Annotated in this window: 22 protein-coding genes; 6 read left to right on the forward strand and 16 right to left on the reverse strand. The window is 61.9% G+C overall.

What is annotated here, in order from left to right:
- Nucleotides 1-65: 65 nt before the first annotated feature.
- A complete protein-coding gene (locus NW822_RS06955) occupies nt 66-458 on the forward strand; it encodes a VOC family protein (protein WP_414360481.1) in 393 nt (130 codons plus the stop codon).
- Nucleotides 459-503: 45 nt separating this feature from the next.
- On the opposite strand, the gene NW822_RS06960 is transcribed toward NW822_RS06955, so the two are convergent.
- The 9 genes from NW822_RS06960 to trpB form a co-directional block, all read right to left on the reverse strand.
- The gene (locus tag NW822_RS06960; RefSeq protein WP_414403967.1) at nt 504-1,907 is read right to left on the reverse strand and encodes a phosphoglucomutase/phosphomannomutase family protein; all 1,404 of its coding nucleotides are present in this window, start codon (nt 1,905-1,907) and stop codon (nt 504-506) included.
- Nucleotides 1,908-2,032: 125 nt separating this feature from the next.
- Nucleotides 2,033-2,932, reverse strand: coding sequence for an ACP S-malonyltransferase (fabD, locus tag NW822_RS06965; protein ID WP_414403968.1), 900 nt, complete (start codon nt 2,930-2,932; stop codon nt 2,033-2,035).
- An 18-nt stretch (nt 2,933-2,950) separates the two neighbouring features.
- The gene (locus NW822_RS06970; protein ID WP_414403969.1) at nt 2,951-3,958 is read right to left on the reverse strand and encodes a beta-ketoacyl-ACP synthase III; all 1,008 of its coding nucleotides are present in this window, start codon (nt 3,956-3,958) and stop codon (nt 2,951-2,953) included.
- A gap of 5 nt (nt 3,959-3,963) precedes the next feature.
- Nucleotides 3,964-5,046 carry a phosphate acyltransferase PlsX gene (gene plsX / locus NW822_RS06975; protein WP_414403970.1) on the reverse strand — a complete coding sequence of 361 codons (1,083 nt, stop codon included), beginning with the start codon at nt 5,044-5,046 and terminating at the stop codon, nt 3,964-3,966.
- 513 nt (nt 5,047-5,559) lie between these two features.
- Nucleotides 5,560-6,963 carry a DNA repair protein RadA gene (gene radA, locus NW822_RS06980; protein WP_414403971.1) on the reverse strand — a complete coding sequence of 468 codons (1,404 nt, stop codon included), beginning with the start codon at nt 6,961-6,963 and terminating at the stop codon, nt 5,560-5,562.
- An 89-nt stretch (nt 6,964-7,052) separates the two neighbouring features.
- On the reverse strand, nt 7,053-8,189 hold the full coding sequence (aroC, locus tag NW822_RS06985; protein WP_414360494.1) for a chorismate synthase: 1,137 nt from the start codon (nt 8,187-8,189) through the stop codon (nt 7,053-7,055).
- Nucleotides 8,190-8,260: 71 nt separating this feature from the next.
- Complete coding sequence (locus tag NW822_RS06990) at nt 8,261-9,001, reverse strand: pantothenate kinase (RefSeq protein ID WP_414403972.1); 741 nt, start codon at nt 8,999-9,001, stop codon at nt 8,261-8,263.
- Complete coding sequence (locus NW822_RS06995) at nt 8,991-9,194, reverse strand: hypothetical protein (RefSeq protein ID WP_414403973.1); 204 nt, start codon at nt 9,192-9,194, stop codon at nt 8,991-8,993. The genes NW822_RS06990 and NW822_RS06995 overlap by 11 nt, the downstream gene beginning before the upstream one ends.
- Nucleotides 9,195-9,556: 362 nt before the next feature.
- Nucleotides 9,557-10,816 (reverse strand): tryptophan synthase subunit beta, encoded by a 1,260-nt coding sequence (trpB, locus tag NW822_RS07000; protein ID WP_414403974.1) that lies wholly within the window; start codon nt 10,814-10,816, stop codon nt 9,557-9,559.
- Nucleotides 10,817-11,829: 1,013 nt separating this feature from the next.
- Here trpB and NW822_RS07005 point away from each other — a divergent pair.
- The 3 genes from NW822_RS07005 (at nt 11,830) to NW822_RS07015 (ending at nt 15,495) form a co-directional block, all read left to right on the forward strand.
- Nucleotides 11,830-12,378: a hypothetical protein gene (locus NW822_RS07005; protein WP_414403975.1), complete on the forward strand. Its 549-nt coding sequence runs from the start codon at nt 11,830-11,832 to the stop codon at nt 12,376-12,378.
- Nucleotides 12,378-13,925 carry an Hsp70 family protein gene (locus NW822_RS07010; protein WP_414403976.1) on the forward strand — a complete coding sequence of 516 codons (1,548 nt, stop codon included), beginning with the start codon at nt 12,378-12,380 and terminating at the stop codon, nt 13,923-13,925. Before NW822_RS07005 ends, NW822_RS07010 begins: the two co-directional genes overlap by 1 nt.
- A 193-nt stretch (nt 13,926-14,118) precedes the next feature.
- A complete protein-coding gene (locus NW822_RS07015; protein WP_414360507.1) occupies nt 14,119-15,495 on the forward strand; it encodes a 1-acyl-sn-glycerol-3-phosphate acyltransferase in 1,377 nt (458 codons plus the stop codon).
- Between the two features lie 430 nt (nt 15,496-15,925).
- Here NW822_RS07015 and NW822_RS07020 read toward each other — a convergent pair whose 3' ends face one another.
- The 6 genes from NW822_RS07020 to psbE all read right to left on the reverse strand — a co-directional run bounded on the left by NW822_RS07020 (nt 15,926) and on the right by psbE (nt 17,695).
- A complete protein-coding gene (locus tag NW822_RS07020) occupies nt 15,926-16,039 on the reverse strand; it encodes a photosystem I reaction center subunit VIII (RefSeq protein WP_414360509.1) in 114 nt (37 codons plus the stop codon).
- A 38-nt stretch (nt 16,040-16,077) separates the two neighbouring features.
- Entirely contained in the window at nt 16,078-16,548 is a 471-nt protein-coding gene (locus NW822_RS07025) for a photosystem I reaction center protein subunit XI (RefSeq protein ID WP_414360511.1), read from the reverse strand.
- 312 nt (nt 16,549-16,860) lie between these two features.
- On the reverse strand, nt 16,861-16,980 hold the full coding sequence (locus NW822_RS07030) for a photosystem II reaction center protein J (RefSeq protein ID WP_414360513.1): 120 nt from the start codon (nt 16,978-16,980) through the stop codon (nt 16,861-16,863).
- Nucleotides 16,981-17,105: 125 nt separating this feature from the next.
- Complete coding sequence (locus tag NW822_RS07035; RefSeq protein ID WP_414360515.1) at nt 17,106-17,231, reverse strand: photosystem II reaction center protein L; 126 nt, start codon at nt 17,229-17,231, stop codon at nt 17,106-17,108.
- Between the two features lie 6 nt (nt 17,232-17,237).
- On the reverse strand, nt 17,238-17,381 hold the full coding sequence (psbF, locus tag NW822_RS07040) for a cytochrome b559 subunit beta (RefSeq protein ID WP_414360516.1): 144 nt from the start codon (nt 17,379-17,381) through the stop codon (nt 17,238-17,240).
- Between the two features lie 68 nt (nt 17,382-17,449).
- Nucleotides 17,450-17,695 carry a cytochrome b559 subunit alpha gene (gene psbE, locus NW822_RS07045; RefSeq protein ID WP_414360519.1) on the reverse strand — a complete coding sequence of 82 codons (246 nt, stop codon included), beginning with the start codon at nt 17,693-17,695 and terminating at the stop codon, nt 17,450-17,452.
- Between the two features lie 318 nt (nt 17,696-18,013).
- Here psbE and aroB point away from each other — a divergent pair, with 318 nt between their 5' ends.
- Nucleotides 18,014-19,138 (forward strand): 3-dehydroquinate synthase, encoded by a 1,125-nt coding sequence (gene aroB, locus NW822_RS07050; protein ID WP_414360522.1) that lies wholly within the window; start codon nt 18,014-18,016, stop codon nt 19,136-19,138.
- A 45-nt stretch (nt 19,139-19,183) separates the two neighbouring features.
- Nucleotides 19,184-20,191: an aspartate-semialdehyde dehydrogenase gene (locus NW822_RS07055; RefSeq protein ID WP_414403977.1), complete on the forward strand. Its 1,008-nt coding sequence runs from the start codon at nt 19,184-19,186 to the stop codon at nt 20,189-20,191.
- On the opposite strand, the gene NW822_RS07060 is transcribed toward NW822_RS07055, so the two are convergent.
- Nucleotides 20,188-20,967 carry a hypothetical protein gene (locus NW822_RS07060; protein WP_414403978.1) on the reverse strand — a complete coding sequence of 260 codons (780 nt, stop codon included), beginning with the start codon at nt 20,965-20,967 and terminating at the stop codon, nt 20,188-20,190. The genes NW822_RS07055 and NW822_RS07060 overlap by 4 nt on opposite strands.
- Nucleotides 20,968-20,974 lie beyond the last annotated feature (7 nt).

Here is a 20,974-nt window from a genome sequence, read left to right on the forward strand (position 1 = left end):
TTGCCCAGGCTATGCTGGGCTATAGGGAACTCTGATGGTTGGTTGGGTTAACCAGAGAGGAGGATATGGCACTTAAGCAACTTGGACATGTGGCCATCCGTGTAGGGGACATCTCCAAAGCGGTGGAGTTCTACGAAAAGTTGGGAATGGTCAATGTCTGGAAGGATCCCGACTGGGCCTACATGAAGGCTGGGGACGACGGGCTGGCACTCTTGGGGCCGGGCTACCGGGCGGCAGGGCCCCACTTTGGCTTTGTCTTCAGCACCAGGGAGGAGCTGGAGGAACAGCATCGCCGCCTGCAAGCCCAAGGGATCCCAGTGGGCGAGATTCACACCCACCGGGATGGCACCGCCTCCTTCTACGGCAAGGATCCCGATGGCAATCTGTTTGAGTTTTTGTACGAACCGCCGGGCTGCTTTGACCCAGTCAAAGCCGAGACAGCAGAAGCAACTGCTTGAGCTGGCGGCCACTGGCGGGGAAAGCCAAGGAGGGGTGGGACTCCCTCAAGCAACTTGGGCAAGCAGGCCGGCTGCCCAGTCCAGCAGACGGTCGACTGCTTCTGGGGTTTTGGCTTCGGAGTACAGCCGCAGCAGAGGCTCGGTGCCGCTACCCCGGATCATCACCCAGCTGCCGTCGGCCAGGGTAAATTTATGGCCGTCGCGATGAAAATGCTTGATTACCTTCTGCCCCAAAATCTCAGATGGGGGATCCTTCTGTAGCTGTTGGAACAGCTGCGTTTGTTGGTTTTGATCCTTCAGGTGCAGGTCGCGGCGCTGGTAAACCGAGCTAAACCCCTCCCGTTCCTGCAAAGCCCGGTAAAGGGCGCTTAGATCTTGTCCGGTTTCGGTAACGGCTTCGATCAGATACAGGGCAGAAAGCAGGGCATCCCGCTCGGGGATATGGCCCAGATAGCCGATGCCGCCCGATTCCTCTCCCCCCAGCAACACCTGGGTGCTTAGCATGCGCTCGGCAATGTACTTAAAGCCCACGGGCGTTTCCGTAACCGGCAAGCCATAGCGCTTGGCCACCTTGACAAACAGCTCCGAGCCGCTGATGGTTTTGACAATTTCCCCCCGCAAGCCGCGCCGCCCCGCCAAGTGGTCAATTAGGATGGGGATGAGCACCTGGGGGCTGAGAAAATGACCTTGTCCGTCGAGGGCGGCAATGCGGTCAGCGTCGCCATCGAAGACCAGCCCCATTTTGAGGGGGGCGGGATCCGCCGCAATGATCTGGGCAGAAGCTTGCAGGTTTTGCGGCAGCGGCTCAGGGGGAAATCCCCCAAACAAAGGATCTCGCCGTGCCTGCAACTCGATGACTTTTTCCCCTAACAGGCGGCTGAGGCCACCGGCGCCGGAGCCAAACATGACATCCACCCAGATCTTGGCCGGGGAGCTTTTGAGCTTTTCCAGATCCACAAAGCAACTGAGCTGATCCAGGTAGCCGGGCCAGGGATCCCAGGTGTGGATGGGGGCAGAGTTGGATCCCAGGGGCTGGAGGTGGTGCAGCTCCTGCTCGATGGCGGCAGTGACCTCTGGAGGCACGGAGCCGCCAAAGCCGCCCTTGACCTTAAGGCCGGAATAGTGGGGCGGGTTGTGGCTGGCGGTGATCACCAAGGCGCCGTGGCAGCCCCGCTCTTTGGCTCCCCAGCTGAAGGCTGGCGTTGGGGCTACACAGGCTGAAAGGTAGACGGGGATCCCCAAGCGAGCCACCACCTCAGCGGCGTGGGCGGCAAAGCGTTCGGAGAGAAAGCGGTTGTCGTAGCCAATCACGATCCCTTCGCCAGGATAGGTGCGGGCCAACACCTGGGCACTGGCCTGGGCGGCAAGGGCCAAGTTCTGAAAGGTAAAGCCGTCGGCAATCACGGCTCGCCAGCCGTCGGTGCCAAAGCGAATGGAGTTTCCGACCATGGTTTACCAAAATCCACCCCGCCCACATATAGCACGGAAGGATCCCCTCCAGACCAACTCAAACCAGATTGAGCCCCTGTCCCAGCGCTCTGGGCTGCTGTTGGGAACTCCAGGGGGCGGGAGTTTTATTCGCTGCTCTTGAGAAGCTGGGATCCCCCGTAGTCGCTGAGGCTGCTAATAGTGCGCCGTCCCAAGCTGGGCACTGTCCGCCTCACCAGGCCGGTCAGCACGTTGCCAGGGCCAATTTCCCACACCTCTTGGACGCCGTCGGCCGCCATCTGCAGCACCGTTTCTCGCCAACGCACCGGAGAGGTCATCTGGGCCAGCAGCGCCTGTTTGAGAACCTGGGGATCGCGGCTGGCAGTGGCGGTGCAATTGCTGTAGACCGGCACCCGCGGTGTCTGAAAGTCAACTTCGCGCAACCTGTGGGCAAACTCTTCTGCTGCCCTCTGCATGAAAGGAGAGTGGAAGGCGCCGCTGACGTTGAGGGGAACGGTGCGCTTGGCCTGCAACTGCTCACAGACAGACTGCACCCCCTTTACAGAGCCGCTGATCACCACCTGCTCCGGGCTGTTGTCGTTGGCAATGGTAACGTCGGGGGTTATCTGGCAGAGGTGCTCCAGCTGAGCGCGGTCAAACCCAATCACCGCTGCCATGCCGCCAGGGGGATCTCCCGCCCGCTCCATCAGTTGGCCTCGCAGCGCCACCAGCCGCAAGCCGGTTTCAAAGTCAAACACCCCGGCAGCATAGAGGGCGCTGTACTCGCCTAGGCTGTGGCCGGCTGTACAGGCGGGAGCCTGCCCCTGGGCATAGAGGTAGTCACTCAAGAGGGCCGACACGGTAAACAAGGCCGGCTGCGTATAGCTGGTCTGGTGGATCTGCTCTTCTGAGAGGGCCAACGGATCCCACCCCAGCACCTCACGCGCCAAAGCCAGCTTCTGGGCGGCCCCTGGCCAGTCCTGTAAATCCCTTCCCATGCCCACCCGTTGGGATCCCTGGCCGGGATAGATCCAGGCAATGGTCATCAACCACCTCTCCTTAACTCATCTGCCCCAGCGAAAGACAATGGCTCCCCAGGTGAGGCCGGCGCCAAAGCCTGCCATCACCCCCAGATCCCCAGGGCCAAACCGCCCTTGAGCAATCCATTCGGCCAGGGCGATAGGCACCGAGGCCCCTGAGGTGTTGCCGTAGCGCTCCAGAACACTGGCCACCTGCTGGGTAGGCAACTGCAGGCGCTTGGCCACGGCATCGAGGATGCGCTGGTTGGCCTGGTGGATGAAGTAGCCTTGAACTGCCTCAGCTGGGATCCCGGCCCGAAGGAGGGCTTTCTCGATAATTTCCGGCACCGCCTGGACAGCAAACTTATAGACCTCGCGGCCGTTCATCACGATGGGACAACAGCGGTACTGTCCCACCTGCAGGGATCCCACCAGGGGCTTAGCCTCGGTGGCCATGGCCAAGCTAAGCAGATCGCTGCCCTTGCCATCGCTGCGCAGCTCAATGCTGAGGATCCCATCAGCTCCTGCTTCTCCCGCCTCCAGCACTACTGCCCCTGCCCCATCCCCAAACAGAACGCAGGTGGTGCGGTCTGTCCAATCGACGGTGCGGGAGAGCACATCTGCTGCCACCACCAGGGCCCGCCGGTACAGCCCGGTTTGTAGAAACTGGGCGGCGGTGGCCACCGCAAACACAAACCCTGTACAGGCTGCCGTCAGATCAAAGGCCACTGCCCGACTTGCCCCCAGGGCTGCCTGCACCCGTGGGGCCGAGCCAAAGCGATCGACGGCAGTGGAAGTAGCCAGCAGAAGCAAATCTAGCTCCTGCGGCAGGATCCCAGCGTGATCTAGAGCAGCTCTTGCCGCCTGAGCCGCCAGATCCACCACGCTCTGCTCAGGGGGCAGGATGCGTCGCTGGCGAATGCCGGTGCGGGGCCAAATCCACTCGTTGGAAGTTGCAACAATCTGGCTGAGGTCGTCGTTGCTTAGGCAGGGATCCGGCAGGGCAGCCCCCACCCCCACTAGGCGTACGCTTGGGAGGCCAGTGCTGGGCATGGGCACTACCCTTCCCTCCGCTCCAGGGATCCCAAGAAGGGGCCGGAGGTAGAGCCGCTCCGAAGGCTCACAGGGCGCTGCCCAGCACTGGCTTGAGATTCGCGAGTATCGACCATTTCCGCCTGCAGCCGCTGCAGGACTTTCTGCTCTGCCGCCTCTTTGGCTAGGCGAATGGCGTGGTACACCATTGGCGCCTTGGAGCTGCCGTGGGTGATAACACAGATGCCGTTAACCCCCAGCAGCAAGGCGCCGCCGTACTCCACATAGTCCATGCGCCGCTTGACCTGCTTGAGGTTAGGTTGGAGCAGCCAGCAACCCAGCTTGCCGCGCCAGCCCCGCGGCAGCTCTTCCCGCAGCACCTGGGTGATCACTTGGCCAACACTCTCAGCAAACTTGAGCAGGGCGTTGCCGACAAAGCCGTCGCAGACCACCACGTCAAAATTCCCAGTCAACACGTCCCGACCCTCGGCATTGCCAGCAAAGTGGATCCCTGGCAACTGGGCCAGGCGCTGGTGGGTGGCCAGGGCTAGATCGTTGCCCTTGTTGGGTTCCTCACCGATGTTGAGCAGGCCCACCCGCGGCCTCTCAATCCCCAGCACGCATTGGCAGTAGAGGGATCCCATGCGGGCAAACTGCTCCAAAAAACGGGGCCGGCAATCCACATTGGCGCCCACATCCAGCAAAAGCACCGGCTTTCCCTTGAGGGTGGGCAAAAGAGCAGCAATGGCTGGGCGGTCGATCCCGGCCAGGCGACCCAAGTTGAGATAGGCCGCCGCCATGGCAGCACCCGTGTTGCCGGCAGCCACCACTGCATCTGCCTGCCCAGCGCGCACCTGCTGCATGCAGACATTGATGGAGGCTTTTGGCTTTCGGCGCACCGCCAGCGGTTCCTCGGCCATGCCCACCTCTTCCTCAGCAGGCACAAGGGTAACCTTGGGAGGCAGGGGCCTGGGCAAAAAAGGCTCAAGAGCCTCTGGCCGACCAACCAGCGTGATCCCCACCCGCAGCCGCTGCTGGGCCAGTAGGGCGCCCTTGACAATCTCCTCGGGAGCGTAGTCGCCCCCCATGGCATCAACTGCAATTTGCACGAGCCGACCTCACCCTGGAACCCTTCTAAATAAGCAAACTTCGCGGACCGCCGCTGCTCCTTTGGGATCCCGCCAGCCGCGAGGGACTACCGAATTCTACCAAAAAACCCGTTCCCCAGCCCCGGCCTCTGGCTACGCCGAGTCAACCTAGACAGCCTAGCGCCCCCTCCTGGGGTGGCCTTGCACCCTCCAGCAGGAGAGCAGTTAGCTACGTACCGGTGACGCGAACCTGTAGCCCCTTTGTCAGAGGAAAAGCAGCTAGCGCTCTGCCTGGGCGTTCAAGCGGGAGACAACCAGGTACACCACAAAGAGAAACAGGGCTAGCAACGCCATAGGTCGATCCTTGGTCAGCATCTTTCGCCAGTGTCTGTAGGATAGGGTGCCCACCCGATCAGGAATTGAGTCGCCGTCCTTACATAAATGCATATTACTGTATAACACTATAGAGATATGCCATTCTCCCGCAGGTTGGTTCTCGGCGGAAGATCGACTGCCAACCTTGGCGATCCCCTCTCACTGGGTAGGCTCGGAGCTGGGCAGAGCCACCAGCAGGGCCTCCAGCAGCCGCTGCACCCGGCTGAGGCGCAGGCCAAAGTCGGCCAAAACGGGGCTGTTGGGGATGATGGCGTGGCGGAACCCCAGCTTAGCGGCTTCCTTGAGGCGCTGCTCCAACTGCGGCACCGGGCGCACCTGCCCCCCCAGGCCCACCTCGCCAATCAAGACCGTGAAGGGATCCAGCTGGCGATCCCGGAAGCTGGCGGCCACGGCCACCGCCACCCCCAAATCGGCAGCCGGCTCCTCCACCTGGATGCCGCCGGCAGAGGCGATGTAGGCATCGTATTTGGAAAGCGGGATCCCCACCCGTTTCTCCAGCACCGCCAAGATCTGCAGGAAACGGTTGAGCTCGAGGCCGGTGGCGGTGCGGCGGGGGAAGCTGTAGCTGGTGGGGCTGACCAGGGCCTGCACCTCGACCACCAAAGGGCGGGTGCCCTCGCAAGCGACGATGGTGGCCGTTCCTGGCGTGGCTTGATCCCGGCTGCTCAAAAAAAGCTGCGAGGGGTTGTCTACCTCCCCCAAGCCAGAGGCGGTCATCTCGAAAACGCCGATTTCCTGGGCTGCCCCAAAGCGGTTCTTGACGGCGCGCAGCAGGCGGTGGCTTTGAAAGCGATCCCCCTCGAAGTACAAGACGGTGTCCACTAAGTGCTCCAGCACCTTGGGCCCGGCCAGGGATCCATCCTTGGTAACATGGCCAACGATGAGCAGGGCCACCCCCAGTTTTTTGGCCACCCGCATCAAGAGGCTGGTGCATTCCCGCACCTGGGAGACGGATCCCGGCGCTGAGCTGAGCTGCCCCCAGAAGATGGCCTGAATGCTGTCGATGATGGCCACCTGGGGCTGCAGAGCCTGGATCTCAGCCACAATGGCCTCTAGCTCGGTCTCGGCCAGTAGGTAGAGCTGCTCGCTTTCGGACTCCGTCCCGCCGAGGCGATCTGCACGCAGCTTAATCTGTTGGGCTGATTCCTCCCCCGACACGTACAAGACAGGTCCGCCCTTGGCTAGATGAGCAGCAGTCTGCAGCAGCAGGGTGCTTTTGCCGATGCCCGGATCCCCGCCGATCAACACCAGGGATCCCGGCACGATGCCGCCCCCCAACACACGGTCAAACTCGCCAAAGCCCGAGGAAAGGCGGGGGTGGCGATCCAAGCGCACCTGAGTAAGAGGGAGGGCTGCCTGGGGGATCCCGTTGCCGCGGCCGCGCGGGGGGACAAGACGCTGCGGTGGCGCAAACTGGGGGGAGGGAGCGACGACCACCTCCGTCAGGGTATTCCAGGCGCCACAGTTGTTGCAGCGGCCCAAAAACTTGGGATAGCGCTCGCCGCACTGGCTACACTCCCAGACGGTTTTGGCCTTGGCCATGAGCAGGGATCCCGCCTCTTTCTCAGGCTACAAAGACTCAATCCCGCTGGCGCAATCAGGATCTCCGCAAGGGCTCCGACCGGCTGCCGCTAGCTGGGGGACATAGGAACGGCAGGCATGGGCACCTCTGGCAAGACTAGGGATCCGCACTGGGCGTGGTGGCGCAGCAGATGGTCACAGAGCACCAAAGCCACCATCGCCTCTACCATCGGCACCGCCCGCGGCAGCACGCAGGGATCGTGGCGCCCCCGCGCCACCAAGACCGTCTCCTGGCCGTCGAGAGTGACCGTGTTTTGAGGCTGGCGAATGGTGGCAGTGGGCTTGAAGGCCACCCGCAGGACGATATCTTCCCCGTTGCTGATGCCCCCCTGGATGCCGCCGGAGCGGTTGCTGCGGGTGCGCCAGCCGCTGGGGGTCATGTAGAACTCATCGTTGTGCTGCTTGCCCGTCAGGTAGGTGCCGGCAAACCCCGAACCAATCTCAAACCCCTTGCTGGCCGGCAGCGACATCACCGCCTTGGCCAGGTCGGCTTCTAGCTTGTCAAACACGGGGCAGCCCAGCCCGCGGGGCACATTGCGGGCCACGCACTCCACCACTCCCCCGAGAGAATCTCCTTCCCGCGCCGCTGCTTCGATTTTCTCAATCATCGCCGCCGCCGCTTCTGGGTTTGGGCAGCGGACGATGTTGGCTTCCACCTGCTCGGCTGTTACTGAGCTGGGATCCACCTGCGCCTCCACGTCTTGGACCCGCTGCACATAGGCCAGGATCTCCACCCCTGCCGCCAGACGCAGGATCTTCTTGGCAATGGCCCCAGCGGCCACCCGGCCAATGGTCTCCCGCGCCGAGGCCCGTCCTCCCCCCTGCCAGTTGCGGATGCCGTACTTAGCCTGGTAGGTGGCATCAGCATGGGAAGGGCGAAAGGTGGTGGCCATCTCGCGGTAGTCCTGGGGGCGGGCGTCCTGGTTGCGCACCAGGATGTGGATGGGTGTGCCCAGCGTAAAGCCCTGGAAAACCCCGGAGAGGATCTCGCAGCGATCCGCCTCCTGGCGCGGCGTGGTGATGGAACTCTGGCCGGGGCGGCGCCGATCCAGCTCCGCCTGGATGTCGGCCTCGCTCAAGGGCAGCCGCGGTGGGCAGCCGTCCACCACCACCCCCACCGCCCCCCCGTGGGACTCGCCGTAGGTGGTGACGCAAAACAAGACGCCGAAGGAGTTGCCGTTGGCCATGGGATCCCTGGGTTGCCGAAAGTTGAAAACCTGCCCGCTTTGGAGAGGGTCTGACCCTTGAGGGACTGTTTTCATTCTGCACCAGGGAACTGCCGAGCAGCGCGGTGCAACTGACGACAGCCGGCGATCCCCCGCAACACGAGGTGGGGATCCCAGCGCAGCTCTGGGTCAAGGGGACGCAGGTGGGGGTAGAGCAGCTTGCCATCGCCGCCGGTTACTAGCAGGGGCCCCTGGGGAAAGCGGCGCCGCCAGTCGGCGATGAAGTCCTGCAAGCCGGCCAGCAGGGTGTAGAGAATGCCGCTGCGGATGGCAGCCCCCGTGTCCCTAGCCCAGCGGGGGGGCAAGGGATCCGCCGCCTCCCACTCCGCTTTGGGCAGGCGGGCGGTGTGGTCAGCCAACGCCTGCGCCTGTAGCCCTAGGCCGGGCAGGATCGCCCCCCCCACCAGGGATCCCTCCGGGTCAGCCCCCGTCAGGGTTAGGGCGGTGCCGGCGTCGATGACCAAACAGGGCCAGCCGTAGTGGATGCCGGCAGCCCAGACGGCCAGCGCCCGATCCAGCCCCAGGCTGGGGTAGGGATCCCGCAGCGGCACCTGGGAGAGCTCAAGGCAATGCACCCACGGGGATCCCGGCGGCAAAGGGGCGGAGCCAACGGCAGCTAGCCACAGCTCCGTCTCTTCCGGCCAGGACAAAGGCTGGTGGGCAGGGAACTGTTCCACCTTGACCAAGGTCTCCCCCACAAACCAGCCCCAGCGCACGTGGGTGTTGCCCAGCACCGCGGCTAGCCACCGGTCGGGTTGGGCCTCAAAACTCATGCAGCAGCTCCGCCTCCCCGCAAAACAGCTCCACCGGCTGATCCGCAGGGATCCCGGCTAACTTTTTGGCGGTGGAAAGCTGCCATTCCGTTGTCAGGGCTTCTCCGGGCAGCAGCACCGCCCCCCGCGTCCCCACTCGGACAAATAAGCCCATGCGGGTGGGATCCACCTGCTCCAGCGAGGGGATGGCCACCTGGATGGACGCCGACTCCAGCTCCCCAGGTCGCAGGGGCGGGCAGCACCTGGCCAGTGGCGAAGTAGTGGGCGATGGCCTGCCGCGCCAGGGCCGGCAGCGTTAGGGACTCCGTCCCGCTTGCGCAAACAGGAAGGGGTGGCGGCTGGACGGGAGCAGGGATCCCTTCTTCCTCCCTGGGGCCGACCAAGGCGCCTGCCCAGGAAGTCGTGGCCGGGGACGGGATCCCGCCAACGCGCCCGGAAACCTCTGACCGGGATCCAACCAGCGGCACTAGCCCCGCCCCCAGAAACAAGGCCAGCAGGCCGAGCAATCGAATGACAACAGTGGACATGGGCAGGGATCCCCTTGCCAACCCAACTCTAGGCTAGGCTACGCCCCCGCTGCTGCAGGTACTGGAAAACGGTGTTCAAGTCCTTGTCGCCCCGCCCGGAGCAATTGACCACCACCCGCTGCTGGGGGCCAAGCTGCGGCGCCAAAGTCTTCAGGTAGGCCAGGGCATGGGCTGTCTCCAGAGCAGGGATGATCCCTTCCAGGCGCGACAGCAGCAGCAGCGCTTCCACCGCCTCGTCGTCGGTAACCGCGTAGTACTCGGCCCGCCCGATCTCTTTTAGGTAGCTGTGCTCCGGCCCTACGCCAGGGTAGTCCAGACCGGCGCTGATGGAATGGGCCTCCTGCACCTGGCCTTCCTCGTCCTGCAGCAGGTAGCTCATGGCCCCGTGCAAGACCCCAATGCGACCGCGGCTGAGGGTGGCGGCGTGGCGGGATGTGTGCAAACCCTCCCCGGCAGCCTCAATACCGATGAGCCGCACCTGAGGATCGCGGATAAACTCGTTGAACAGGCCCAGGGCATTGGAGCCGCCGCCCACACAGGCCAGCAGCACGTCCGGCAACCCTCCCCATTTCTCCTGACACTGCTGCCGCGTCTCCTGGCCAATGACATCGTGAAAGGCCCGCACCAGCTTCGGGTAGGGGTGGGGCCCGGCCACCGTGCCAATGACGTAGTGGGTGGTCTCCACATGGGTTACCCAGTCGCGGATGGCCTCGGAGAGGGCATCTTTGAGGGTGGCCGTGCCGGCTTCCACCCCGCGCACCTCAGCGCCCAACAGGCGCATCCGCTGCACGTTGGGGGCCTGCCGCTCCATGTCCAGCGCCCCCATGTAGATGACGCATTCCAGGCCGAAGCGGGCGCACACCGTTGCCGTGGCCACCCCATGTTGGCCGGCGCCGGTCTCGGCGATGATCCGCCGCTTGCCCATGCGCACCGCCAGCAGCACTTGGCCGAGGGCGTTGTTGATCTTGTGGGCGCCGGTGTGGTTGAGGTCTTCCCGTTTGAGGTAGATCTGGGGGCCACCGTAGTGTTCGGTAAGCCGCTGGGCAAAGTAAAGCGGGCTGGGCCGACCGACAAAATCCCGCAACAAGCTGTGAAACTCGGCGCGAAACTCGGGATCCTGCCAGTGCCGCTCAAAGGCTTCCTCCAGCTCCGTCAGGGCGCTCATCAGGGTTTCCGGCACAAAGCGGCCCCCAAACGGCCCAAACCGGCCCTGGGGATCCGGGCGCACCTGGGGGTCAAGGGGATCCCAAGCAACAGGATGGGCAGCAGCAAGAGGAGTTGAGGTCATGGCAAATCCGTTGGTGCGGGCTGGGCAGCCGGCAATAGGAGACAGGCCTCCCTATTTTACAAAAGTCGGAAACGCGGGAAGGCGACTATTTGCCGCCCTAGAGGGTGGGATCCCGCCAAAACCGGCTTTGAGTAGATGAGGCCGTCCGATTTCTGCAAGAGTTGCTCCAGCAAGAAGAGCAAAAGCGCATAGACGAGGAGTTGCGCCGCACTATGCCCTTTCTCAAAAGTCTCAGGGAGTGGCAGTCTTTTTGTCGTTATTGCTAGCTTTTGCACGGTGATGGAAAGCGCTGAAGGTCTTTTTGGGGTGGTGCATCCGTCCCGCTGACGCGAACGGCGTGTTGTTTGTTTCTCCCCCTGGAAGCAGTGGACAACTGCGCCGCCATCCAGCGAGCTAGAGAAAAAATTGAACTGCTGCGCTCCGGGCAAAACCTCGATAGCGACCGGCAGATTAACAAGCTGGAAACCCTTCCTTACTCTCCGAGTCGGGGGTGAGGGAGCAGGTTAGGACAAAGGAGCCTAGAATGGCCCCAGTTCTGAAAACCGCTGCTTGCCAGTCTCCTGGTGGGAAAAGGGACCCCGCCTCTAGCCTCACCCGCTCTTATCGCCTCGACTATCCGGCTGACTTTGTCCCCCAAGGGGAATCCGATAGCAGCGACGGCCAGGTCTTTGTCGGCGAAGAGGGGGCCGAGCTGCGGGTTTGGGGTGGGTTTTTCAAGCAACACCCGCCAGCGCCCTGCAAGAGGAGTTGCAGCGCAGCCGAGAAAGCCGACGCCGGGTTACCTCTCAAGTTGCCAGTCAGGATTTTTTCGGGGTCTCCGGCTACGAGCTAGGCAGCTTGCGGATTTTCTATCTCAAAAAGCTTGTCCGCCCCTCTCTAGAGGCCGGCTTTGAATTGGTCTATCTGGCCAGCCGGCGCGAGCGCTACGACCGGGATGGGGAAGCCATAGCCCGGTGGCTCCCTGACCCAGGCCCCAGTTGGGGCATGATCGTAGGGATCCCTGACAAAACCCAATGGCCGAGAGACCGCTGGACAGTTGGCTGCGGGAACGGATGCAAGCCGTTGGCCTTTCCTCATGGCGGGCCTTGCAAGCCCGGGCAGGGCTCAGCCGCCGCGCCCTCGAGCAGGTGCGCCAAGGGCGGTGGGGATCCCTGCGCCTGGAGCAACTGCAGAAGTTGGCTGCCGCTCTCCAGTGGGACGTGGGATCCCTGCTTGGCGGCGGAAGGGGCTCTGACAATGCAGAGGCAATCTTCTTCCTGCTGCAGCCGCTGCTGACCAGCTACCCCACCGTCCGCGAGATTGCCCGGCGCAAGCCGGATTGGCCGGCCCAAAACATGACGGCTCTGTTCCGGTCGCTGGATGCCCTGCTGCAGCAGTGGGGGTATGAAGCCATCGGCAGCCCTCTTGAATCTGTCCCCTTCGACCCGCAACTGCACCAGCCGGATCAGCCGGACATTCGGCCTGGGGATCCTGTCTATATCCGCTTTGTTGGCTACCGCTGCGGCGAACGCATTCTTTGCCCGGCCAAAGTTAGTCGCTCCCTGCCCGGAGGATTGAGCTGATGGCACCCGTCCCCAAAGCGACGCTGGCTATTGATTTTGGCACTAGCAATACGGTTGTGGCGGTTTGGGATCCTGGACAAGAAGCGCCCCGCCTGCTCAGCCTTCCCGGCCTCTCCCGCCCCGGTTACGCGGCCATTCCCAGCCTGGTCTACGTCAAGGGAAAAGGCCAGCTCTTGGTGGGGGAAACCGTGCGCGCCGGGCGGTGGGGAGCAGTGGATCCGCAGCGCTTGTTTCAGGGCTTCAAGCGGGATCTGGTGGCGGAGTTTGTCCCCCCGCCGCGAGTTCTCGATGGAGAGCGCTACGATGCCGAGAGGGTAGCCCAGGCTTTTTTGCAGGCAGTGATGGAAGCCATCCAGCAAGAATACCCGCAGCCGCAACAGGTGGTGTTTACAGCTCCCGTCGGCTCTTTTGAGCGCTACTTAAACTGGCTGCGGAGGGTGGCTGGGGATCCCATTCAGATTGTGGACGAGGCCACGGCTGCTGCCCTGGGCTATGCGGTTGACCAGCCGGGATCCCTTGTGCTGGTGGTGGATTTCGGCGGCGGCACCTTGGACCTCAGCCTGGTGCGCACCCTTCCCCCTCAGCCGGGCGACCCTGTCCTCAAGGCGGAGGTGATTGCCAAGGCCGACGCCTACGTGGGTGGGGTGGATATCGACATCTGGATTGCCGAATACCTGCTGGGGCAACTGGGGCTGAGCCGGCAGCAGCTGGGGGCCCTGAGCTGGATTACCCTTTTGGAGCAGGCAGAACAGCTCAAGATTACCCTTTCTACCCAGCCCAAGGCGGTGGGCAGTTGGTTTGACGACGAAGCCCTAACCGCCTATGAGCTGCAGTTGGATCGGCAGGTGCTGGAGGAGATTTTAGAAACCCACCAGCTCTTGGATCAGATCCGCCAGTGCCTAGACGAGGTGCTCCTCACTGCCCAGGCCAGGGGAGTGGGCAAAGGCCAAATTGAGCAGGTGCTCCTGGTGGGAGGCAGCTCCCAACTGCCGGCAGTCCAAGAGCTGCTCCGCTCCTACTTTGGCAAAAAGAAAGTCCGCTGCGAACGCCCCTTCGACGCCGTGGCCCTGGGCGCCCTGCAGGTGGGCCGCCAAGTTAAGCTGGAGGATCGCCTGCACCACAGCTACGCCATCCGCCTCTGGGATCCCTTGCAAAAAAGCTATATCTACTACCCTCTGTTTGAGCGGGGCAGCCCCTACCCCTGCCGACGCTCCGAGCCCTTGATCTTGCAGGTGGCCAACGATGGGCAAACCGAAATTCGCCTCGATGTGGGAGAAGTGGCTCAGGTGGCCCAAGCCGAGGTGGTTTACGACGAGCTGGGGCGCATGAGCAGCCGCCAACTCACTCGACAAACCGATTTTCGATCCCTGGCCCCCGGCGCCGAGCCGGCTTGCCTGGCCCGCCTGCAGCCCCCAGGCCGCGCAGGAGAAGATCGCCTCAAGGTGGAATTTGCCGTCGATGCCTCGCGGCGGCTGCTGGCCACTATCTTCGACTTGCAAACCCAGCAGCTTTTGGTAGAGGCCCAGCCCGTAGCCACCCTGAGTTAAAGAAAGGCACTTAGCCTCTTATCGCACCAAAACCCAAACAGCTGACCCTCCTCCCCTCTGCCTGAGGGAGAGGGGCTGGGCGCTTGGCTTGGCGGCAAAGGGTCCTATGTTTGTTTGAAAAGACTATAACCCGATCGGTTGGATGGAGATTTGTTGGGCCTAGCTTGAGCAATTCAGTATTTGAGAAAAAGCCTTGTTTCCACCACCACCCCCCTCTTTTGCCCGTCCCCCCCTGGACTTTATCCCGCCGGCCTACAGCCCCTGGGTGCTGCGGCTTGTCCACGGGATCCTGCCGCTGCTGTTGCGGCTGAGGGTGCGGCCCTGGCTTCCTTCCGGCATTGCCAAAATCGAGGCTAGGGGCGTGGAGACCCTGGCGCAGCTCTACCACCAGTTTCAGGCGGGCCAGATCCGGCTGATCCTCGCTTTCCGCCATGTGGAGGTGGATGACCCCCTGGTGGGCCTCTACGTGCTCTCTCGCCTGGTGCCCCAGGCTGCCCGTCGCCAAGGGATCCCCCTCCGCAAACCCATTCACGCCCATTTTCTCTACGACCGGGGCATGCCTCTTTGGGGAGGCGAGTGGCTAGGGTGGCTTCTGTCTCGCCTGGGCGGGATCCCTGTGCACCGGGGACGGCGGGTGGATCGGCTGGCGCTGGCGGCGGCGCGGCGCCTACTGCTGGAGGGCCAGTTTCCTTTTGGGATCGCGCCGGAAGGGGCCACCAACGGCCACAGCGAGCGGGTCAATCCTCTGGAGCCGGGAACAGCGCAGCTGGCCTTTTGGTGTGCCGAAGACCTGGCCAAAGCCGGTCGTTCGGAGAAGGTGGTTGTGGTGCCCATCGGGATCCAATACCGCTACCTGAAGCCTTCTTGGAAAAAGCTGGAGCGCCTGCTAAGCCACCTCGAGCGCCTCAGTGGCCTGACGCCGCCGGCGGCTCCCAAGCCTTCCGCAAACCGCCACTGGGCTCAGCGGATTTGTGGCCTGGCCCACCACCTGCTGGCCCAGATGGAAACGTTTTACGGCCTTCCCCCTCTTCCCTCTGGGGAGCCTTTCAACGCCCGCCTGGAGCGGCTGCTCCACACGGCGCTGCAGACGGCCGAGACCTACTTTGGCCTATCTCCCCAAGGGGATTGGAACAGCCGCTGCCGCCGCATCGAAGAAGCCGCCTGGACCCAGATCTACCGAGAAGAATTGCGGCATCCTGGATCCCTGGCTCCGCTGCAGCGGGGGTTGCTCGACTGGAAAGCCCAGCAGGCCACCCTCTACCTACAGCACATGCGCCTGGTGGAAAGCTGCGTGGCCGTGCAGGAAGAGTACTTGCTGAGTAAGCCTTCTTTTGAGCGGCTGGCAGAAAGTGCCCTGATCCTGTTTGATGTCTTGGCCCGCCTGCGCGGCGATCCCTACCCGGCCCGGCCTCGCCTGGGTTGGCGAGAAGTTCAGGTTACGGTGGGGGATCCCATCTGGGTGAGCCAGCGATGGGAACGCCAGTACCGCCAAGGCCGCCAGGAAGCCAGACAGGCAGTAGCCGAGCTAACTCAAGATTTGCAACTTGCTCTCGAGCGCATGATCTCTTGAAGCAGCAATATGCCTGGCTGGCACAGTTGCCTGTGGTAGGGATGCGGAGCCCTTTCTCCCGCTCCCCTCTCCCAGAGGGAGAGGGGCTGGGGGTGAGGGCGGATCCCCCTGGGAGAGCCGACTTTAGTCGGAGGAGTGTCAAGACCATCTATAAGCAATGGCTAGGCCAGTTGCTCCTTTGACGTAGTCAATGTCTTCGCGGAACTTTTTGAGCTTCTGCTTTTAGATTGCATAGGCAGCATCAAGGACGGTGGTAGGGGAGCTAAGACGCTTTGGAAGTTTCCCCTTCCCAAAGACAAGAAGACTCAACCTTTGCCGGGTACTGCCCTAGCTTTTGGGAAGACGGCAGCGGGGATAAAGGTCTCCCCAAAAAGCAAGGGATCCCTTCCCCAGGGATCCCTCTTCTAAGACCCATTGAGACTAGAACAAGTTAGTCGCGCTCAATGTACAAAAAGAGCACGGCCATGGCCACTGCCGGCAGCAGCCAACCGACAATGGGGACGAAAATCCAAGGAAGATAAGCAGCAGCGTAAGAACCGGTCATAGTTTTGCTCCTCTCCAGTGCCTTGACAAGCTTGACAACTAATTCACCAACCCTCGAAAGATGGCGTCGATCCCGGCAAAGTTCTCCAACAGGAAGTAGGCAGCAAACACACCGCCCATACCTCCCAAGAAAAATCCTGCCGTCAGATCCCCCCATCCACGGGCTGTAGATAGAGGATTGGCTCCCGGCGTTTCCGGCTTGTTTCCGAAGGTAACGCTGCCATAGGCGGACATGCAGGCGGTTCCCAGCAGCACCAGGGCCATCGCCGTGACCAGACCACCCAAATTAGCTGCCTCAGGATAGTCCCGCAGCGGGCCCACCACGATTTCCGGTCCCACTAGGAAATAGCCATGCGCCAGCCCAATCTCCAGCCCCCGCAACAGCGGCGACAGCCCAGGACGGTTGATGGGAAGATTGTTGAGGAACAGACGTGTAACAGGAGAGTCGCTAATCGGCGTCGAAAGGTGGCCCTCGCAGGGATCGTCGTTGAAGGTGCGAATGTAATCCATGTCCGAAGGTCCTGCCTGGAATTTTGGGATTCATTCTACGGGGCCTCAGTTCCCCTCTCAGCAGCCGCCATCCGGATCGTTAAAAAAGTTCATGCTTGCTTAACAGAGATATAGCCCCTCTCAACCCTCCAGGACATTGGTACCGTTTCCATTAGCCTCAACCCCTCTTCCCGCCAGAGCCCGACAGAAGCGGGATCTCCAGCTAGTCTACCGCCCAGGGATCTCCGTTCCGGCGGAAAACAAAAAAGCCTAACTGTTTTCAGCTAGGCCCATTAGCAAACCTGACACCACTACGCTGGGAGTTGGGTAGAACTAGAAGCCCGAGCCAAGGCCCACATAGGAGCCATAGAAGAAAAGCCCCACCACCGTAATCACACCCAGACCAACAACCACAGCCACTATCCACAGGGGAATCCTTGCCTGACTGGTCATAGCAACTGGCCTCCACAAGAAGTAGATCTTTAAGGAAAGCTACAGCCCCAAGGAGGGATGAAGGTAAGCCTACCTCCCTACCGCTTTTCTTCAACTGACTGTCAGAAGCAGAGATAACCTAAGCCTTAGTTGATAAAGTAGCTAGAAAACAACAGGCCAAGCACAAACACCAACAACAAGCCCAGGTAGAGGGAGGTGCGGTTTAGCTCTACCGGCTGGGTATTGGGGTTCCTTTCAGGTTGATCAGCCATAGGGTTTCACCGTTGAATAAACTGCATTGCAGCAATGGCTCCCAGAAAGAAGACCGTTGGGATCGCCAGCGTGTGTACTGCCAACCAGCGGACAGTAAAAACAGGATAAAAAACAGGCTCATCAGATTTGGTAGCTGGTTTAGTTGCCATCGCTCAGACCTCGCCTCTTAGGACATTACAAACCGCAACAGTTACGAAGCTGCTACCCTCGCCTTGCCCTAGCGCGTTAGCCTCTCCAGCTGCTCGAGAGCGTTGAAGCGGTCGCTTACAATTGGCAACTCCTGACGCTCTGCGGTGAAATACTCATTGGGGCGCGGCGTGCCAAAAATATCATAGGCTAGGCCGGTGCTAACAAAAAGCCAGCCGGCCAAAAACAAGGCGGGAATGGTCAGGGCATGAATAACCCAGTAGCGGACACTGGTAATAATGTCAACAAAAGGTCGCTCTCCGGTGTTGCCAGCCATGAAACTCCTCCCTGCGGTAAGGGCAAAGGCGCTTTTTGAACTTCTTGAGTCTATACCTCAATCATAAGGACTTCGAGGCCCAACTACAAGTTAAAGCCAGATCCCACCCTAACCTGCCGGGAACTCCTCCTGGAGCCAGGCAGGAGAAAACGTTACAAGCCAGCAGCCGGGGGCAGCCCAGAGCTAGGAACCTCACCGCAAAACCAACTGGCCGGCTCCCACCAGCAGGCCGTGAGCTCCAGCAAGCCAGTTAGGGAGGGGAGAATGGGAAGCAGCGGAACATGCCACACTGGATCCCATCTTCCAATAGCAGCGCCCATGGATCCCTGTCTAATCCCTGTCAAGCTTCCCCACAGCTCCTACGACATTCTCATCCAGTCCTCCGCAGGCCCTAGCGGCCACAGCCTCAGGCAGTTGGGATCCCAGCTGCGAGCTTTGGGGCTAGCCGGCAAGGTGCTGGTGGTGAGCCATCCGGGTATTGCCAAGCATTTTGCTGAAAAGTTGATGCAAGGGTTGCAACAAGCCGGGTTTGCCGCCCATCTTTTTCTGTTGCCCGCCGGCGAGCGCTACAAGACCCTGCGCTCGGTGGCCAAGATCTATGATGCTGCCTTGAGCTTTGGCCTGGAGCGCTCCTCCACCCTCGTGGCCCTAGGAGGCGGGGTAATCGGGGATATGGTGGGGTTTGCTGCCGCCACCTGGCTGCGCGGGATCCCTTGGGTGCAGGTGCCCACCTCGCTTTTGGCCATGGTGGATGCGGCCATTGGCGGCAAGACCGGGGTCAACCATCCCGGGGGGAAAAACCTAATTGGGGCCTTCTACCAGCCGCGCCTGGTGTGGATTGATCCAACGGTGTTGCAGACCCTGCCCCGGCGGGAGTTTACTTCAGCCCTAGCCGAAGTGATCAAGTACGGCGTCATCCAGGCTGCCGACCTGTTTGAGTTTTTGGAAGACCGGCCCAGGCTGAGCCGCTATGCCGACTTTGCTCCCGCAGATCTGCACTATCTGCTGCGCCGCTGTGCCGAGTGCAAAGCCTGGGTGGTGCAGCAGGACGAACGAGAGGGGGGCCTGCGGGCCATCCTCAACTACGGCCACACCCTCGGCCATGCCCTGGAAACTGTTACCGGCTACCGCCGCTACCTGCACGGGGAGGCGGTTGCCATTGGCATGGTGGCTGCGGGGGAGATCGCCCGTCGCCTGGGGTGGTGGAGCGCGGCTGAGGCCGAGCGGCAGCGACGCCTTATCGAAAGGGCAGGGCTGCCCAGCCACTGGCCCGCCGGGATCCCTTGGGAGGCGGTGCTGCAGGCGCTGCAGGCGGACAAAAAAGTCAAGCAAGGGCGGATCCGCTTCGTTCTGCCCCGCCGGATTGGCCAAGCGGAGCTGACCGATCAAGTCGAGCTGGCGGATGTGCAGGCCGCTCTGGCGGCGATGACGGCAACCTCTTGAGCCCTAGAGAGCCCTAGAATTAGGAAAAGCTGAGGACAAGAAAGCATGGGACGGCAACAACGGGTAGCCATCTTGGGGGCCACAGGGGCCGTAGGAATGGAGCTGCTGAAGCTGCTGGAAGAGCGCCGCTTTCCGGTGGCAGAGCTGAAGCTGTTGGCCTCGCCCCGCTCGGCGGGCACCTACTTGACCTTCAAGGGAGAACGGATCCCGGTGGAGCCGGTTTCAGAAGCGTCCTTTCGGGGTCTGGACCTGGTGTTGGCCTCTGCCGGGGCAAGTGTTTCCAAAACTTGGGCCAAGACCATCGTCGAGGCAGGGGCAGTGCTAATTGACAACTCCAGCGCCTTCCGCCTGGATCCCGATGTCCCCCTGGTGGTGCCGGAGGTCAACCCCCAGGAAGCCTTTCGCCACCAGGGGATCCTCGCCAACCCCAACTGCACCACCATCCTAATGTGCGTGGCCATCTACCCACTGCATCGCCACATCCCGCTGCGCCGCGTGGTGGCTGCCACCTACCAGTCCGCCAGCGGGGCCGGGGCCCGCGCCATGGTGGAGCTGGAGGAGCAAACCCGCGCCTACCTGCAAGGCCAGCCGTTGCAGCCGCAGGTGTTCCCCTATCCCATTGCCTTCAACCTCTTCCTCCACAACAGCCCCCTGCAAGAAAATGGCTACTGCCAGGAAGAGATGAAGATGGTCAACGAGTCCCGCAAGATTATGGGATCCCCCCACCTACGGCTGACGGCTACCTGCGTGCGGGTGCCGGTGCTGCGCACCCATGCCGAGGCCCTCAACCTGGAGTTCGAGCAGCCCTTCCCGGTGGAACAAGCCCGACAAATTCTGGCCCAGGCTCCTGGGGTGGTGCTTATCGAAGATTGGGAACGCAACCGCTTCCCCATGCCCATTGATGTAGCCGGCAAAGACGAAGTGGCCGTGGGCCGCATCCGCCAGGATATCTCCGAGCCCAAAGCTCTAGAGCTGTGGCTGTGCGGGGATCAGATCCGCAAAGGAGCAGCCCTCAACGCCATTCAAATTGCCGAGCTGCTTTTGAAGGACTAGTTCACCACCACTGTCCAAGTAACAGGCCCAGCCTGAACAGGAGCCGCCTCCGTGCTGTTCAACGTGACAGAGGGGTTGGGGTAAGAGTAGGTGCCGGCTGGTGTCAAGGCTACCGCGGTCTTGACAGGAATAGTGACTGTGCAGGTTCCGCCTACAGCCACTGACCCTCCGGTGAATTGAATGGTGTTCCCCCCCACAGTAGCTGTGAGAGTGGGGGAGCCGCAGGAAGGTGTAGGAGTCGGCGCACCAGCAACCTGCAAACCCCCAGACGGCGCTCCCGGCAAGGTGTGGCTAAAGCTCACGCCGGTCAAGGGTATAGCGGCGTTGTTGATGATGGTAAAGGTGAGCGTTCCAGTGCCGGTAACAGGGGCTGGGCCAATTGGTCCAAGCGGGTTAGGAGAAAAGGCCATGGTAAAGGTGGGAGCTGGCACCGTTACCGTCAGGTTGATAGCAGCAGCGGTAGCATTGGGCGCCTGGTTGCTGCTGAGGACTACCGCTGGGCTGGTCAGGGATCCCGCTGTGGTGGCCGTAACTTGAAGGTCTAGGCTGATGGTGCAACTGGCGTTAGCTGCTAACGAACCGTTGACCAGCAAGATGGAATTTGCTCCTGGCGGAGCGGCCACCGTCCCGCCGCAGCCGTTGTTCAAGTTATTGGGAGTGGCGACAATTAAGCCGGCAGGTAGCGGATCGGAGAAAGAGAGGCCGGTCAGCGGCAGGGCGGCTGTGTTGGTAATTGTGTAGGTCAGGGTTGTTTTGGCGGTGGGGCCGGCAGCCACTGAGGTG

This window comes from Synechococcus sp. H70.2, from assembly GCF_047462275.1.
In the GTDB taxonomy this organism is placed as follows: Bacteria; Cyanobacteriota; Cyanobacteriia; order Thermostichales; family Thermostichaceae; genus Thermostichus.

Excerpts from the sequence above, each read along its gene's own strand:
- psbE (WP_414360519.1), bottom strand. The coding sequence starts at position 17,695 with ATGGCTGGCAACACCGGAGAGCGACCTTTTGTTGACATTATTACCAGT.
- NW822_RS07035 (WP_414360515.1), bottom strand. The coding sequence starts at position 17,231 with ATGGCTGATCAACCTGAAAGGAACCCCAATACCCAGCCGGTAGAGCTA.
- NW822_RS06960 (WP_414403967.1), bottom strand. The coding sequence starts at position 1,907 with ATGGTCGGAAACTCCATTCGCTTTGGCACCGACGGCTGGCGAGCCGTG.
- fabD (WP_414403968.1), bottom strand. The coding sequence starts at position 2,932 with ATGACCATTGCCTGGATCTATCCCGGCCAGGGATCCCAACGGGTGGGC.
- NW822_RS06955 (WP_414360481.1), top strand. The coding sequence starts at position 66 with ATGGCACTTAAGCAACTTGGACATGTGGCCATCCGTGTAGGGGACATC.
- NW822_RS07005 (WP_414403975.1), top strand. The coding sequence starts at position 11,830 with ATGGCCGAGAGACCGCTGGACAGTTGGCTGCGGGAACGGATGCAAGCC.
- NW822_RS07055 (WP_414403977.1), top strand. The coding sequence starts at position 19,184 with ATGGGACGGCAACAACGGGTAGCCATCTTGGGGGCCACAGGGGCCGTA.
- aroB (WP_414360522.1), top strand. The coding sequence starts at position 18,014 with ATGGATCCCTGTCTAATCCCTGTCAAGCTTCCCCACAGCTCCTACGAC.
- NW822_RS07020 (WP_414360509.1), bottom strand. The coding sequence starts at position 16,039 with ATGACCGGTTCTTACGCTGCTGCTTATCTTCCTTGGATTTTCGTCCCC.
- radA (WP_414403971.1), bottom strand. The coding sequence starts at position 6,963 with ATGGCCAAGGCCAAAACCGTCTGGGAGTGTAGCCAGTGCGGCGAGCGC.
- psbF (WP_414360516.1), bottom strand. The coding sequence starts at position 17,381 with ATGGCAACTAAACCAGCTACCAAATCTGATGAGCCTGTTTTTTATCCT.
- NW822_RS06970 (WP_414403969.1), bottom strand. The coding sequence starts at position 3,958 with ATGCCCAGCACTGGCCTCCCAAGCGTACGCCTAGTGGGGGTGGGGGCT.
- aroC (WP_414360494.1), bottom strand. The coding sequence starts at position 8,189 with ATGGCCAACGGCAACTCCTTCGGCGTCTTGTTTTGCGTCACCACCTAC.
- NW822_RS06990 (WP_414403972.1), bottom strand. The coding sequence starts at position 9,001 with ATGAGTTTTGAGGCCCAACCCGACCGGTGGCTAGCCGCGGTGCTGGGC.
- NW822_RS07025 (WP_414360511.1), bottom strand. The coding sequence starts at position 16,548 with ATGGATTACATTCGCACCTTCAACGACGATCCCTGCGAGGGCCACCTT.
- NW822_RS07030 (WP_414360513.1), bottom strand. The coding sequence starts at position 16,980 with ATGACCAGTCAGGCAAGGATTCCCCTGTGGATAGTGGCTGTGGTTGTT.
- trpB (WP_414403974.1), bottom strand. The coding sequence starts at position 10,816 with ATGACCTCAACTCCTCTTGCTGCTGCCCATCCTGTTGCTTGGGATCCC.
- NW822_RS07010 (WP_414403976.1), top strand. The coding sequence starts at position 12,378 with ATGGCACCCGTCCCCAAAGCGACGCTGGCTATTGATTTTGGCACTAGC.